This is a genomic window from Anaerocolumna xylanovorans DSM 12503 (genome assembly GCF_900143645.1).
GTDB lineage: Bacteria > Bacillota > Clostridia > Lachnospirales > Lachnospiraceae > Anaerocolumna > Anaerocolumna xylanovorans.
Genome location: NZ_FRFD01000008.1, coordinates 234,782 through 250,615, shown reverse-complemented (window position 1 = coordinate 250,615; position 15,834 = coordinate 234,782). Strand labels below are relative to the sequence as shown.

Below are 15,834 nucleotides of genomic sequence, written 5' to 3'. Positions count from 1 at the left end.
TTTCTGATTATTTTTTGACAACAACTTTCTTTGCAGCGCTCCAGCTTCCGGTTAAGATTGCTGTACCGGATTTGGTATATGCACGTACACGTACATAATAGGTCTTTCCGCCTTTTAACTTGCTGATAGTCTTGGTAGTTGCCACGTTTTTGCTGACTGTTACCGTCTTGGCATTGCTAAAATCACGGCCTGTGGAATACTGGATTTCATATCCTGCTGCCCTCGTATCCTTCGCCCATGCCACCGTCAGGCTGTTCGCCCTGCCGGATTTTAAGCTGGTTACAGTTGCTTTCTTCGGAGTCACAGTAACAGTAATTTTCTTTACCCCGGCCTTGTAATTGCCACTCCCGTCCGCAGTAACGGTAATCGTCGCTTTACCGGTTCCCTTGATGACTACCCTGCCGCTCTTAGAATCTACGGCTACAACCTTCGGATTGGAGGACTTATAAGTAATCGTTCCTTTTGCCTTTGCCGTTAACGTAAATGCCGCACTGCCATATACCGTTGATACATTACCAACACCGGTAATCGTATTTGCCGCCTTTGTCACCTCTACGGTTACAAGATTGGTTGTGGCAGTTGCATCTTTGACACCGGTTGCCTCCTTATTGGTGTTCGTTACCACACAATAATAATATGCTTTTCCGACTTTTGCCGTGGAAGGTGTATAGCTTGCCCCGGTTGCTCCGCTGATGGCGGATGCCCCTGATGCGGTATCAGCATTGTTCTTATACCACTGGTAGCTTAATGTTCCGTCGCCAGTTGCTCTTACGGACAGGCTGGCTGCTGCCTCATTGTATACATATTTTCCGCCTGCAGGCTGTGTTACGATGACCGGAGCAGCCGCATCCGTTACCTTTTTGTTATTATCTGCCGTATTATTCCCTGGATTACTTCCCGGATTTACAGCATCCTTTACAGTTCCCAAAAGTGTGATGCTGTTGAAACCATCCAGTGCCAGTTCAATCGTATAAGCCCCTCTTCCAAGGATGGAAGCAGGAATGACAATCGTTCCGTCTTTAACAGACCCATCGGGCAAAGCAGAGCCGTTTACCATAACCAGAGCTTTTCGGTCAGGTTTTTCCACGCAGTTAAAGAACTTGGTTTTATAGTCGCCGTCCTTTAAGGCAATTACATAATCGCTGCCCTCGACCGGCGGGTTGCTGCTTAAGATAGTATCTGCCGGTGCATCCTTGGCACCTTCTAAAACTTCTGCGGTCATGGATACATTCTTTACCTTAAAGGTACCCGCTATCACATCGGGACCGGACAGTAAGAACTTCAAGAAAATCGGATTGCTGCCATTTGTGAGCGTTGAATTAAGGGTATAGTTGAACTCCTGCCACTCTTCGGCCTTCATATTCAAATTCCCTTCCAATGTCACCGCCCAGCTATTATCCTCCTGAATATTTAACATGACAGAATTATTATACTGTGACTTTGCCTGAAAGCTTAAGTGATAGGTAATTCCCTTCTTAACAGAAACAGGAACATACAGCATGCTCATATAATTCAGCTGATTGGTTACCGTCTGGCTGGTAATCTCCCCATCCTGATTTGCCGCAGGGGTAACGGAGCCGCCATTATTCAAATTATTTATCCATCCTGTTGAATCAGTCTTGACCGGCTCTAAAACAACACCACTGTAATCTATTGTTACATTATTATTGGTGGTACGTACCAAACGGATGTTGTCTGCCGATACGGTGCTTCCCTTTTCAAATACCAGTGAAAATACAGCCTCTTTATCTGTTACTCCCTTAGGCATTGCAAAGTTCACCGTAAATCCTTCGGTGCCGGTTCCCGTAACGTCAAGGTTCTTCTTCATATAAACCCTGGATCCGTCTTTGTTCGTAAGCACGGCGGAAACCTTGGTTGCTGCCTGGGATGACAGGTTCAGGCTCAATTGATAGATATCTGACTGCTGCAGCCAAATACCATTCTGATAAATCCTTGCATTGCTATCATTTGCTGTCACAAGTGCCCTGCGGCTGAAATCTCCTTTATCTCCTGTAACTGCGTCATATTCCTGATTAATTACACCCGGTACATTCACAGCCACATTCTCGGTGCGCCAGAAAGCAAGCCGTCCGGCTCCCTGGTCAAAAGAACCGTTGTAAATGTGGTTTCCTCCATTCTGATCCGGGTTCTTAAAGATATCTGTGGTATCGGCCTTTTCCGGTTCTACCTGTTTTACGACAACATTTCCAATCCAGACATCACCCGCCTCACGACCCAGATCAAACTCCAGGCGGGCAGTGGGGTCCGAATCCTTATCCATCGTAAACTGATGTGTATAATGTGTCATGGTAGTTGTCAGACCAAATGTCTTTGATGTGCCATAACCTGCCCAGCCGTTATCAGCATCGCCGCATGGCTTAAGCAGAAATTCCCTGTTAACAGAAGCCAACCCATCAAAGCTGATTTCATAAGTATAGCCGCTTGCAAACGGAAAATGCTTTATCAGCTGAATCGCATAATTTTGGTCTCCGCCTTTCGTAATACTGGCCTTTGCATAGGCCGTACCATCAATGGTATCCTTAGTAACCGTTGCCTCACCGCCAAAAGCACCTACAAAGAACTGCCAGTCAGTGTCGTCCGGCTTTACCTCAGTAACAGTCTTTAAGGTATCAAATGCAGTATCCTTAACATAGTCGCCATCAACGCCTGCCGGCTGGTATGCCGGGCTTTCAAAGCTCGTCTTGTCCCTGTCCGTCTCCGGAGTTGTCAGATTGTCCTCAAGGTTTTGATAGTAAGCATCTGATTTCTTGTATACGCGGACATAATCAACCTCCATATCTGCCGGGAACTCGGCATTTCCCAGATTAGCCGCTCCATCAAAGGTTCCGCCGACTGCCAGGTTCAAAATAAGATAGAAGGGCACATCAAAGGGCGCTCCATAAGCATAGTTTTCTGCACTCCCGGAATCCTTGCTCCAGAAGTTTCCTGTAGAGAAATACGGTACATCATCCACCAGCCATGTAATCTTACCCGGTTCCCACTCCACGCTGTACAAGTGATAGGCACCAATATCCGTTGAAGAATCAAGGGTCTTCTCTTTTCCATAGTAGGTATTGTTCGGCCACTGTGAACCAAAGTGAATCGTTCCGCCAACCTTATCCGGAACACGGCCTCTCGCTTCCATGATGTCCAATTCTCCGGAGGCCGCCCAGGTTCCATAAGTAGAAGTGTCAGCCGGAAGCATCCAGAATGCCGGCCAGAGTCCTTCTTCTGCAGGCAGCTTCATTCTTGCCTCGATACGTCCGTATCTTGCAGCATAGAGCGTATCGCCGGCATCCGTCTTGGTGCGTATACGGGTAGAAGTATATGGCATACCTTCCTTTGACTCCTGTTTTGCTGTAATGACCAGCTTACCGTCCTTTACCGCATGGTTTGAATCGGTATAATATTCCTTCTCCTGATTCCCCCAATAATCAGGTCCGCCGTTGGGGTCTTTTGTTCCTATCTGGAAGGACCACTTATTAGGGTCCAGCTCCGTGCCGTTAAATTCATCGGCCCAAGCCAGAGAAAAGCCTTCGGCAGCAAGGTCTGCCTGATTGTCATATGTATAGTCCACTGCCGTAAAGCCGGAAAAAGTATAATTTACCGGTGTTGCTGCCACGCCGTCTTTATCAAAGTAATAGCGGATAACCTGGCCGTCTGCCAAAGCAACGGTGTCCGATACTTCCCAGATACCATTTGCCTTCTTTGACATTATGCACTCTTTAAAGGCTGCATCTCCGACACTCAACGTATCCGCTAAAGCTTCTGAAGCGCAGACGGCATAATATACCTTTGCTGTCGCAGCGGCCGCATCCTTTTCTAACTGGAACTTTACGCTTGTTCCCTTTTTGTTTACCGTGATATCGGCTGCCGTTTCCGTATCATTAACCTCTTCAACCTTTACGTTCTCGATGGTAACCGTACCGTTTAGGTCATTCGCCTCGCTCCCTTTCCTGCCGAGGGCAAAGTATAAAAATTGTTTATCGGCTGAAAGAGTACCTGCTGCAGACTCTTTGCTGTAATGATACTTCGTCCCTTCTGTCAGGTTGATTGAATCTTCAATCAGACCAGTATCATCCAGCTTAATGAACACCTCCTTGTCAATCGTTGAGGTGATGTCAAATTCTACCTGATATTTGGTGCTGCTTTTCAGTCCCAGGTCTTTTACCATGTACTGAAGTGTCCATTCATTTTCTCCAACTCCAAAATTAGAAATATCAATCGTTGCTTTCGTACCGTTTTCGCTCACAGCAGCGTGTGAGCCGCCCCAACCGTTATCTCCGCCTACCCACAGCTCTGTCGCCGTGTTCTGTAAATCAATGTAATCCCCTGTTGTAACCGCCGCTTCAACACTCTTTACAGAGCTTCCTGCGGTTCCCGGAATCGGTTGTAACAACATGACCATTACAAGCATTGCCACTGCCGCTCTTTTGAAATACAGAGCAATTCGCTTTTTTCTTTTCCCCTTTCCCATAAATACCTCCTTAAGAAATTTTGCACAAGATTTGTTCAGAGAATATGTATTTTCTGTAAACAAATACTACTATAAATACTAAAGGATTAGCTATTTTTGGAAAAGGGTCAAAATTTTAAAAAAGTATCTTTTTTTTATAAAAGACCCGTTATAAAAGGAGCTTGATCTCTCTTTTATAACGGGTCCTTATTTCTTTATAATAATGCCTCTTCGGCTTTATATTAATTTTTCGAATTCCGCAACCGGTATGGGTCTGGAATACAAATATCCCTGCGCCATATCACACAGTACGCTTTTCAAAAAGTCCGACTGGTTTTGCGTTTCAACACCTTCTGATAATACCTTCATGTTAAGCTGTTTTGCCATGCTGATAATACTGGAAACAATAATCTGTTCTTCTCTTTGCATATTGTCATGTCCAAAAAATTCTTTATCCAGCTTAATAACATCGGTTGCCATATCCTTTAACAGGTTAAGGGAGGAATATCCTGCTCCGAAGTCATCAATGGATACTCCAAATCCAAGGCTTCGAAGCCTCTTCATAGCAGAGATAGCAGCTTCCGTATTATTTAAAAAGATGCTTTCAGTAAGCTCTAATTCCAGCAAATTATAAGGTATTTCATAAGAATCGGCCAGTTTTTTAATCTCATCTACGAATCTTTCATCATGCAAGTGCACTCTCGAAACATTTACAGATATGGGTATCGGCTTCTTCCCCTGTTCTAACCATCCACGGATAATCTTACATACTTCTTCGTAAATATAGAAGTCCAGGTTTACCACAAAACCGTTATTCTCAAATATGGGAATAAAATCTCCCGGCAGAATTATAATTCCATCTTTTATCCAGCGTACTAAGGCTTCTGCTCCTACAAGACTGTTATCCTGAAGGCTGACCTTGGGCTGCAGATATACTACAAATTCCCTGTCCTTTAAAGCCTGTTCCATGGTATTATTAATCTCTGCTTCCTTTTTAAGGTTTAACTGCATATTAATATCAAAAAAGCAATAGGTAGACTTTGATGTATTTTTGATTGTCTTGCGGGCAACATTTGCATTATCGATGGCAACCGTAATATCCTCCCCCGGATCAACCAAGGCAATACCGCTTGCCACAATGAATCTGGTGCCGGGATACTTCGATTTCTGCACCATACTAAACTTATCATACACATTCTGGATATATTGAATTATCTCATCCTCTTTCCGATAAGAAAGACATACTGCAAAATTATCATCAGAAATCCTGGCAATTCCTTCTTTGCTGCCATTTTCTTTCGCTATAATTGAGGCGAAATCACATAGGATCCTATCACCGATTTCGTACCCCAGTGTGTTATTTATGTATTTGAATTTCGTAATATCCGAATAGATTATCGCACATTTATTTTCCGAATTGTTCTTTATACTTCTGGCATCCTTCTTAAATTTATGCAAAGTAGGCAGCCCTGTAAGAACATCGAAATTCCTCATTTTATATAATTGCTTGCTGGCACGTTCGGAAGCTCTTAGTTTTAACAAATAGGAAGAGATTACCTTCGTTATGGTAAGGAAGGAATCCACCTCATAATCACTCCAATTTCTAAGCCTTTCATAATCATGAACACTAATGCATCCCTTTAAGCTGTCATTTTCAAATATGCCACATTGGAGTAAAGCCTTTACTCCCAGTTTTCTTAAGGTTTCTTCTTTTCTGTCTTTATCTTGTATTTCAGCCAGTGAATACACTCCTGATTCACTGAAAGTAAAGGCATGTCCATCTAAATAACCGGCAAATTCCTCTTTTTCCTTCTCGTTTGCCTCCATTCTGTCATTAGAGCAAATATAGGTCAGTTTAAAATCAGGAGAATCCGAAGCATACTCAAATATGCAAATCTGCGTGCAGCCAAACTGTACTCTTACTTTATTTAACAACAGGTTAATAGCACTGTTAACATCCTTGGTCCTCGACATGATATCAAAGGCAAATGCTGTTATTTCCTTATCGAAATTATTGCTACCAAAGCCCTTGGTACGGTTTATATGATACTTTTCAAAGCAATCCTTGTCCAAATACAGTACAGGATTAACAATCTCATGAAAGAAACACCCATAGTCAAACTTCTCATTACCGGTCTTATTCTCCCGGTCATAAAGAAGTGCTGCATCAGCCTTTAAAAATAATTCGTCAAAATTCGTTCCGTCATTGGGATAAGTTGAAATTCCAATACTACAGGATAATTTATAATTTTTATTTTCTCCTGTGTAGGTATTGGCAAAAACAGAATAGATAATTCTTGCTTTTTCCTTTAAAAGTTCTGTATTGGTAACATTCTTAATAAAGATAAGGAATTCATCTCCGCCGATACGGCTTGCAATATCTGTATCGTAGAAATTCTTACGCAGGGCTTCTGCAATATTAACCAATACGGTATCTCCAAATAGATAGCCTAAATTTTCATTTACCGCATCAAAATTATCAATATCTACCAGCATAAGTGCATGACATTGTTCCGGCCCAGAAACCTTAAGGAATTCTTCTATCACTGTCCGGCTGTACTCCTTATGATACAATCCGGTCAGTGTATCTAACTTTTCCTGTTCCATTATTCTGTTTTTCTCCATTATTTTTAACTCTTTCCGGTGTCTTAGCTCCTGTTTGATTTCATTCCAATTGCTTCCATCCATAAGAACGCAATAAACCGTATCATTGCAGATAAATTCAATGCAATTATCCTTTTGCACATAATCGCTGATAACTCCCTCTGGAAGAAAGATTCCGGTAAAGAAATCTATAAGTTGCTCCTCTGTATATATATACCTTTTAGGAAAGGTGTTTTTTCTTATGTCAGACATATCTAATTTTTACCATCCATGTTGTAAATTCCTGCCATCCTTGAGTATTTACACGTACAATCATTGATATTATAACATGCTTTTTTCTATTCCACAACCGCTATTTAGCTGTGATTTTTGTGTTTCAGCGAATAATAATGATATTCCCTCATATATTTAGTTAGTAAAACTATTTTGGGAGATGAGGCCGTGGACCAGGATTGCAGACAATACATCACTAGTAATGAATACGCTGACTTTATTGTGGAAAATGGTTCCCCGCTAAGTCGGTTTCTAGCAATAGAAAACACTTGCCAAACTCCTCTTACCAATAATCATACTGCTGTGTTTGTACCAATTGCAAATGTACCCGACAATATGATCCAATCTTACGGTTACGGCGTCTTTCCCAGCTGTTTCGGCCTTATGGATACCGGCAGTCTTGAAAGTTCAGGAGTAACCAGAGTCCGCAATATCCCTGCTTTTAATCTAAGAGGAAATGGGATTATAATCGGCATCATAGATACCGGAATTGATTATACTCATGAAGCTTTCCGTAATGCTGACGGAACTTCCAGAATTGTTTCTATATGGGACCAAACTATTCAGACGGGCCCTCCCCCCACTGGATTTTTATATGGCAGTGAATACACCAGAGAACAAATTAACCAGGCACTGACAAGTCCTGATCCCCTGTCTGTGGTTCCAAGCACGGACGAAATCGGGCATGGTACTTTCCTTGCCGGTATTGCAGCCGGCAATACCAGCGAAATACATAATTTTTCCGGCGTTGTTCCTGATGCTGCTATCGTAGTAGTAAAATTGAAACAGGCTAAACCTTTTATCCGGGATTTCTTCCGGATTCCCGCAAATGCTATTTGTTATTCGGAAACAGATATCATATTTGGTGTCAATTATTTAATGGCTGTTGCCAGAAATCTGTCCTTGCCTGTATCCATCTGTATTGGCTTTGGCACCTCACAGGGTGCCCACGATGAAAGAGGCGTGTTAAGCAGCTATTTATCCCTATTAGCTGACTACAACGGTGTGTCCATAACAATTGCCGGTGGAAATGAAGGAAACACAGGTCACCATTTTCAGGGAAATATTCAAAGCTCCACCGATTTTATAACGGTAGACCTCCATGTAGGCACCAATGTAGCTGGTTTTTCCATGGAGCTTTGGGGGGAAGCTCCAAGTACTTTTTCCATTGATATACTCTCGCCTACCGGTGAGTATATACCCCGTATCCCGGCAAGAATCGGTGAAACCAGAGTAATCCGTTTCATTTTTGAAAAAACTGTTATTTATATAGATTACCAATTGGTAGAATCCCAAACAGGAGACCAGCTGATATTAATGCGCTTTACATCACCAACGGAGGGAATCTGGCGTTTCCGGGTGTATTCCAGCAGTGATCTGCAGTCAAACTTTCATATATGGCTTCCCATATCACAGTTCCTGGATCAAAATACCGCCTTTGTGGAACCCACTCCTTACACTACGCTTACTTCCCCCGGCAACACCATAATACCGATTATCGTTACTGCCTACAACTATACCAACAACGCCCTTTATCTTAATGCCAGCAGGGGGTTTACCAGAACAAATGCCATTAACCCGGATCTTGCGGCTCCCGGAGTAAATCTAACTGGTCCGGCTCCCGGGAACCAATATACCACGATGTCAGGTACCAGCGTTGCAGCTGCCCATACTGCGGGAGTTGCAGCTATGGTTTTACAATGGGGCATTACAGAGGGGTATTATACTCAGCTTGACAGTGTCGAGATTAAAAATCTGATGCTGCGCGGTGCAAGAAGAGATCCGAATCTGACTTACCCTAACCGAGACTGGGGTTATGGCATTCTGGACATATACAATTCCTTTAACAGCCTGCGCGGCGAAACGGTTCCCGGCTCCTATCAGCAGTGATAAAGTCAAAAGCTGTTAACACGCTATCTTACAAAGGATATATTCCTCTATATACAGACTGTTAACAGCTTTTTCATATAGCTTTTTTCTATACTTTTACAGATTTGCTATATTTACGAGTGAGATGTTTTTTATATCTGCGTTCTCAAGACTTGTTACCAGAGCCCCCGCCGTATCAAGGGAAGTAAGACAGGTTACACCGTTTTCAATGGAGGTTCTTCTTATTAAGAAACCATCTCTGGATTTATCTCTTCCCTGAGTGGGTGTATCAATTACCAGGTCGATTTCATGCCCCATAATCAGGTCTATAATAGTAGGGGATTCCTTATCCAGCTTATTTACGGGTATTGCCTTCACGCCATTATCATTCAGACACTTTGCTGTGCTCCTGGTTGCATAGATTTCATAACCTAAGTTCCGAAATCTTCTTGCTACTTCCACAGCCTCCAGCTTATCTGCATCCTTCACCGTAATTATCATCTTTTTATGCTTTGGAAGATTAATGCCTGCTCCTAAGAATGCCTTGTAAAGTGCTTCATTAAAGGTCTTTGCAATTCCTAAGCACTCTCCGGTAGATTTCATTTCCGGTCCCAGGCTGATATCCGCACCATACAGCTTTTCAAAGGAGAACACCGGCATCTTGATAGCAATGTAGCCGGCTTTTGGAGCCAGGTCTGTTCCATAGCCCAATTCTTTTAATTTAGCACCTAAAATCACCTGTGATGCAAGCTCTACGATAGGAATACCGGTTACTTTGCTGATATAGGGCACTGTCCGGCTGGAACGGGGATTTACTTCGATTACATATACCTCATCATGATAAACAATAAACTGTATATTGATTAGTCCGATAACATGCAGGGACTTTGCAAGTCTTCTGGTATATTCAACGATAACCTTTTGTAATTTCTCCGATACATTCTGGGCAGGATATACGGATATACTGTCTCCGGAATGAATACCAGCACGCTCTACATGCTCCATAATGCCGGGTATTAAGATATCTTCTCCGTCACAAACCGCATCTACTTCCACTTCTTTTCCCATCAGATATTTGTCTACCAGAATAGGATGCTCCTGAACATTTAAGTTGATAATGTCCATGAATTCACGGATATCTTCATCGCAAATGGCAATCTGCATACCCTGTCCGCCTAATACATAGGAGGGTCTTACTAATACCGGATACCCTAATTCATTTGCTACCGTAATAGCTTCCTCCGTTGTAAATACAGTCTTTCCGGCCGGTCTTGGAATGGAGCACTCCTCCAGGATGGCATCGAACAATTCTCTGTCTTCTGCTGCATCTACATTTTCCGCACTGGTTCCAAGTATGGGCACACCCATCTTAAGAAGTGCTTCTGTCAACTTGATGGCAGTCTGCCCGCCAAACTGAACTACTGCGCCGTCGGGTTTCTCTAAGTCTACGATCGACTCTACATCTTCCGGTGTAAGAGGCTCAAAATACAGCTTATCCGCTATATCAAAATCTGTACTTACTGTTTCCGGGTTATTGTTTACAATAATTGTTTCATAGCCTGCCTTTGAAAGAGCCCATACACTGTGCACAGAACAATAATCGAATTCAATACCCTGGCCAATACGGATGGGACCGGAGCCCAGAACCATAACCTTCTTTCTGTCCTTTGTCTCCTCCACTTCGTTGACGCTCTTATAGCAGGAATAGTAATACGGAGTACTGGCTTCGAATTCCGCCGCACAGGTATCTACCATCTTAAAAGCAGGAAGTATCTTATATTCCTCTTTGCGAAGTTTCTTGACTTCTTCCAAGCTCTTTCCCGTAAGTTCTGCAATTACACGGTCAGGATATTCCAGCTTTTTGGCTTCCTCTAAAAGCTCTTTGGTAAGAGGTTTATTCTTTAACTCTTCTTCCATTTCAACCAGTATGGCAATCTTATCTAAGAACCATCTGTCTATCTTCGTTATTTCAAAAATTTCATCATAGGATATTCCTCTTCTGATGGCTTCTGCGATAACAAACAAGCGGCGGTCATCAATGCGCTGGAGAAATTCTTTGATATCCTCTGTGGAATACTGGCTGTAATTGCCGTAATTCAAACTGTAAATATTCTGTTCCAGAGAGCGCAGGGCTTTCATCAGAGCACCCTCGAAATTGGTGCAGATACTCATAACCTCTCCTGTTGCCTTCATTTGAGTGGTCAGGGTTCTCTTTGCCATAATGAATTTATCAAAAGGCCACTTTGGAATCTTTACTACTACATAGTCCAGTGCAGGTTCAAAGCTGGCATAAGTCTTGCCGGTAATAGCATTGGGGATCTCATCCAGATTGTAGCCTAAGGCGATTTTAGCTGCCACCTTGGCAATGGGGTATCCGGTTGCCTTGGAGGCTAACGCAGAAGAACGGCTTACCCTTGGATTTACTTCGATTACACAATATTCAAATGTATCAGGATTTAAGGCATACTGTACATTACAGCCGCCTGTAATATTTAGCTCTGTTATGATATTAAGAGCCGAGGAGCGAAGCATTTGGTATTCTTTATCAGATAGGGTCTGGGAAGGAGCCACAACAATACTGTCTCCGGTATGCACACCCACAGGATCAATATTTTCCATGTTGCAGACAGTAATGCAATTCCCTTGCTTATCCCTCATAACTTCATATTCAATTTCTTTCCAGCCGGCAATACTTCTTTCAATAAGGCACTGTCCCACACGGCTTAATCTTAGTCCGTTAGAGCAGATTTCCTTAAGGTTTTCAGCATCCGCAGCAATACCTCCGCCGCTTCCTCCAAGTGTATAAGCAGGTCTTACAACAACAGGGTAACCAATGCTTTCTGCAAACTTTAACGCATCCTCTACCTCTGTGACTACCGTACTGGGAGCACAGGGCTCACCGATCTTTTCCATAGTGGACTTAAATTCCTGACGGTCTTCCGCTTTCTTAATAGTTTCCGAAGTTGTTCCGATTAAGCGGATGCCATTTTCTTTTAAGAAACCGGATTCCTCCAGCTCCATGGCTATATTAAGAGCCGCCTGGCCGCCAAGGGTCGGAAGCACACTGTCCGGCGTCTCAAGGAGAAGAATCTTCTTTACCATATCCGGCGTTAATGGCTCAATATATACTTTATCTGCAATATCCTTATCCGTCATGATGGTTGCGGGATTGGAATTTACCAATACTACCTCAACGCCTTCCTCTTTTAAGGAACGGCAGGCCTGTGTACCGGCGTAATCAAATTCTGCTGCCTGCCCAATTATAATAGGACCGGACCCAATCACCAGGACTTTCTTTATATCCTTTATTTTTGGCATACCTGCACCTCCATCATATTAATAAATTCGTCAAATAGGAACTCGGAATCCTGCGGACCCGCGCATGCTTCCGGATGAAACTGCACTGTGAAAACATTCTTGCCCAGATAATGATATCCTTCGATGGTACCGTCATTTGCATTGATAAAGTATTTCTCTGCAACTTCCTTTTTCAGCGTCCCATCTTCTACCACATAACCATGGTTCTGGGAAGAGATATAGACTCTGCCGGTCTTTAAATCTTTTACCGGATGGTTTGCACCTCTGTGACCGTATTTTAACTTTCTGGTATCTCCGCCGCAGGCTAATGCCATAAGCTGGTGTCCTAAACAAATTGCAAAGATGGGAACATCCCTCTGGTACATTTTCTTTATTTCTTCAATAACCTCTACACATTCCTTGGGATCTCCGGGGCCGTTAGAGAGCATAATACCATCGGGGTTATCCGCAAAGATTTCCTCTGCTTTCGTAAGGGCAGGATAAACGGTTACATCACAGCCTCTCTTTAGCAGACAGTCTTTAATATTATCCTTGGAACCATAATCCAGCAAAGCTACTTTATAGTGGCCTGTCTTGTAGGGACGTACCTTTAAACCGCTTCTTGCCAGGTCCGCACTGGTAGGAACAAACTCCTTAGCCAGATAGCTTTTCTTCTCCTTACAGGTTACCTTCTTTACCACACCTGTTACCTTATGGGCTTTTAGCTCTTTTACCGCTTTCTCTATATCCACATCTTCTTTGCAGGTAATCATACCGTTCATGGTACCCTTTTCCCTTAATATCTTGGTAAGTGCTCTGGTATCTATTCCTGCAATTCCCGGAATATCATTTTTCTTCAGAAAATATTCGATAGTATCCTCACTGCGGAAGTTGCTTGGTCTTCTTGCAATTTCTCTTACAATATAACCGTCTACCCAGGGTTTTCTCGATTCCATATCCTCATAGCATACTCCGTAATTTCCTATCAAAGGATATGTCATAACTACTGCCTGTCCTGCGTAGGAAGGGTCCGTCAGAATTTCCAGATAGCCTGTCATAGAGGTATTAAATACGATTTCACTGATAACATCCCTTGTTGAACCAATACTTGTTCCTGCAAATACATTGCCGTCTTCCAGTATTAAGAAAGCTTGCATAACTTCCACCTGTTCCTTTCAATGTGCTGTTTTTGCCCGAAAAAAAAGAGCAGAATACTTACTTTTTGCCATGCTACTCTCCCCCTTAAGCCTATAGATACCCAAATTGCTAAAATTCTAACACATCCGCTTTAAAAAAACAAGGACTTTTTTATTAGAATTTCATGTATGATTTATAAGGAGTGGTTATTTATTTTTATTCATAATTTTATATAATTATACATTACTATTTCAAAATAATCAAGAGATTTCCTTCTATCTTCGTTTATCTATGTCATAAAAGGAGGCTGCCGCATTTTTAATTACTTTTGCAACAACCCCCAGCTTCTTCATTCCCTCTCCATTAACTCAACAATTGATTGAATAACCTTTAAATAGGACATATTGTGTAAATCAAAGATTTCATATTTCTTATCATACCGGCACCTTATTTGTGATTCCTTTATTTCTATCATTACATCTGCTAAAGAGTTTTCTTTTTTATCGGTATTTTCTTTTCTGCAGACAATAGCTGCAGCCGCATTAAAATGGGATATTATCCACGGTGCGGTATCCCAAAATTGCAAAAGATCAGGAATCCAAAGCATAGAAAAAGAAGACGCCTCTTCCATATCCGAAAGAACAATATTAGGATATCCATTTTTGCTAAGATAATTTGAAAATAAATCTTTCATCTCAAGGACTTCGGTCTGCCTGCCTCCAATCTCTATAACCGGAATCTGCAGTTCTCTTCTTTCACCGTCTGGACTTTTAAGGGACTCACAATATTCTTGTTTTGCAAAATACAACAGATTTTCTTCCCTGCATTTTTCATAGAACCAGTCAGGTACCCTTTTTTTCACCACCACACCTATATGTTTATCACTTTTTTCCCTTATTTTTCCGATACTGCCGGATATGGGATTGAATTCCAGCCATGCCATGTTTCCCTTAAAATCAGGAAACCGGTTAACATAAAGAGAATTTTTCTTACATTCCTCCTTATTACGGGCTCCTTGATTTAATTCCTCTATAATCTGCCCTAAGGAGTATTCCCGATGATGTTTTCGTATGCTGCATACCAATGCTGTAATCACAGGAGCAGCAAAGCTGTTTTCCCCAGTAATAGCTTCTTCTTTTCCGGTACCTGTTGGTAAAATATGCATTCCGGGGGCATAGAAGTCTGCATCAAAGCAGTCTTTCTTTCCTATGAGGTACTCTTTTTCCTTAAGTGAATCATCTGCCTTTACCCGGATTATGCCCGGAAAATCCGAAGGCACCGAAAACATTCCGTCATTGGACATTGCTGCAATAATAATCGTTCCTGCCTTTAAGAGCCGGTTTAGAATTTCTTTAAACTTTTGGTAATCCGCAATCTCCTGGCTCCCAATACTCATATGACATATAGAAATCTGCTGCTTTTCACACCATTCCAGTGCCTTTATCACTTTTGCAGTATCTCCCCTGCCGTTTTCTTCATTCATAACTTTGACGCTTGCTAATCTGGCATCCGGTTCATATTTCTTTATAATGGCCCCGCAAATTGTTCCATGGTTATTTGCTTCTTTTTGCAGCCCGCTTTTATAAGTGGTAACAATGTTTGTTTTTCGCTTATTCCTGTCAACCACTTCTAAATCATCATTCACTTCCACATTCCATGCAAGCTGCCCAATACAAGAATATCCTTTTTCCTTAATTCCATCATCTAACACGGCAACAATCACTATTTTTTCCTCCAAGATGCCGGCAATAACCTTATTACCTGATTGGTTCCCTATCATATTCTGCCTTATTCATCCACTTAACCGCTTCCTGATCCGATACCGGAAGATTACTTTCTATTACTATGGGATCCATATGTCCAAGCACCATGGCAAGAACTAATACATATCCGTCATCCCTTGTATCCTCTACATCCACAGCCACCTCTTCCGCATAAAATTCTTTCCTAAACCGTCCTTCTCTTTCACGGACAACGTAAACTGCATCTTCTCCTTTACTATTCTTTCGCACACACTCCCCCGGGAGCCATCTTTCATTCACCCCATCTTTCGAAGTTGAGGTTCTTAAGGTATGGGTAGTTACTTCCGGCAGCAGGGCTATGTATACTTTTTCAGATACAACGGTTAATATGACAAAGCTTATTAACAGAATACCTGATATTATTAAAATTACAATTCTTTTTCTCGTCATATAGTC

7 protein-coding genes are annotated in these 15,834 nt (G+C 42.2%); 1 reads left to right on the top strand and 6 read right to left on the bottom strand.

Features of this window, described 5'->3' with window-relative positions:
* Nucleotides 1-7 precede the first annotated feature (7 nt).
* Both BUF11_RS14685 and BUF11_RS14680 read right to left on the bottom strand, forming a co-directional pair.
* A complete protein-coding gene (locus BUF11_RS14685; protein ID WP_073589596.1) occupies nucleotides 8-4,477 on the bottom strand; it encodes a family 16 glycosylhydrolase in 4,470 nt (1,489 codons plus the stop codon).
* Nucleotides 4,478-4,693: 216 nt separating this feature from the next.
* Nucleotides 4,694-7,312, bottom strand: a complete 2,619-nt coding sequence (locus BUF11_RS14680) for a bifunctional diguanylate cyclase/phosphodiesterase (RefSeq protein WP_073589595.1) — start codon at nucleotides 7,310-7,312, stop codon at nucleotides 4,694-4,696.
* A gap of 189 nt (nucleotides 7,313-7,501) precedes the next feature.
* Between BUF11_RS14680 and BUF11_RS14675 the strand changes: the two genes are divergently transcribed.
* Nucleotides 7,502-9,223 (top strand): S8 family peptidase, encoded by a 1,722-nt coding sequence (locus BUF11_RS14675; RefSeq protein WP_084558675.1) that lies wholly within the window; start codon nucleotides 7,502-7,504, stop codon nucleotides 9,221-9,223.
* A 96-nt stretch (nucleotides 9,224-9,319) separates the two neighbouring features.
* Here the strand turns inward: BUF11_RS14675 and carB are convergent, their stop codons facing one another.
* The 4 genes from carB to BUF11_RS14655 form a co-directional block, all read right to left on the bottom strand.
* Nucleotides 9,320-12,520: a carbamoyl-phosphate synthase large subunit gene (gene carB, locus BUF11_RS14670; RefSeq protein ID WP_073589593.1), complete on the bottom strand. Its 3,201-nt coding sequence runs from the start codon at nucleotides 12,518-12,520 to the stop codon at nucleotides 9,320-9,322.
* Nucleotides 12,508-13,656, bottom strand: coding sequence for a carbamoyl phosphate synthase small subunit (locus BUF11_RS14665; RefSeq protein WP_073589592.1), 1,149 nt, complete (start codon nucleotides 13,654-13,656; stop codon nucleotides 12,508-12,510). The genes carB and BUF11_RS14665 overlap by 13 nt, the downstream gene beginning before the upstream one ends.
* A 329-nt stretch (nucleotides 13,657-13,985) precedes the next feature.
* Entirely contained in the window at nucleotides 13,986-15,416 is a 1,431-nt protein-coding gene (locus BUF11_RS14660; protein ID WP_073589591.1) for a S8 family serine peptidase, read from the bottom strand.
* Nucleotides 15,394-15,828 (bottom strand): hypothetical protein, encoded by a 435-nt coding sequence (locus tag BUF11_RS14655; RefSeq protein WP_073589590.1) that lies wholly within the window; start codon nucleotides 15,826-15,828, stop codon nucleotides 15,394-15,396. Before BUF11_RS14655 ends, BUF11_RS14660 begins: the two co-directional genes overlap by 23 nt.
* Between the last annotated feature and the right edge of the window lie 6 nt (nucleotides 15,829-15,834).

What these genes read in the sequence shown, in the direction of transcription:
- carB (WP_073589593.1), bottom strand. Translation starts at nt 12,520, where the DNA reads ATGCCAAAAATAAAGGATATAAAGAAAGTCCTGGTGATTGGGTCCGGT.
- BUF11_RS14680 (WP_073589595.1), bottom strand. Translation starts at nt 7,312, where the DNA reads ATGTCTGACATAAGAAAAAACACCTTTCCTAAAAGGTATATATATACA.
- BUF11_RS14685 (WP_073589596.1), bottom strand. Translation starts at nt 4,477, where the DNA reads ATGGGAAAGGGGAAAAGAAAAAAGCGAATTGCTCTGTATTTCAAAAGA.
- BUF11_RS14655 (WP_073589590.1), bottom strand. Translation starts at nt 15,828, where the DNA reads ATGACGAGAAAAAGAATTGTAATTTTAATAATATCAGGTATTCTGTTA.
- BUF11_RS14660 (WP_073589591.1), bottom strand. Translation starts at nt 15,416, where the DNA reads ATGATAGGGAACCAATCAGGTAATAAGGTTATTGCCGGCATCTTGGAG.
- BUF11_RS14665 (WP_073589592.1), bottom strand. Translation starts at nt 13,656, where the DNA reads ATGCAAGCTTTCTTAATACTGGAAGACGGCAATGTATTTGCAGGAACA.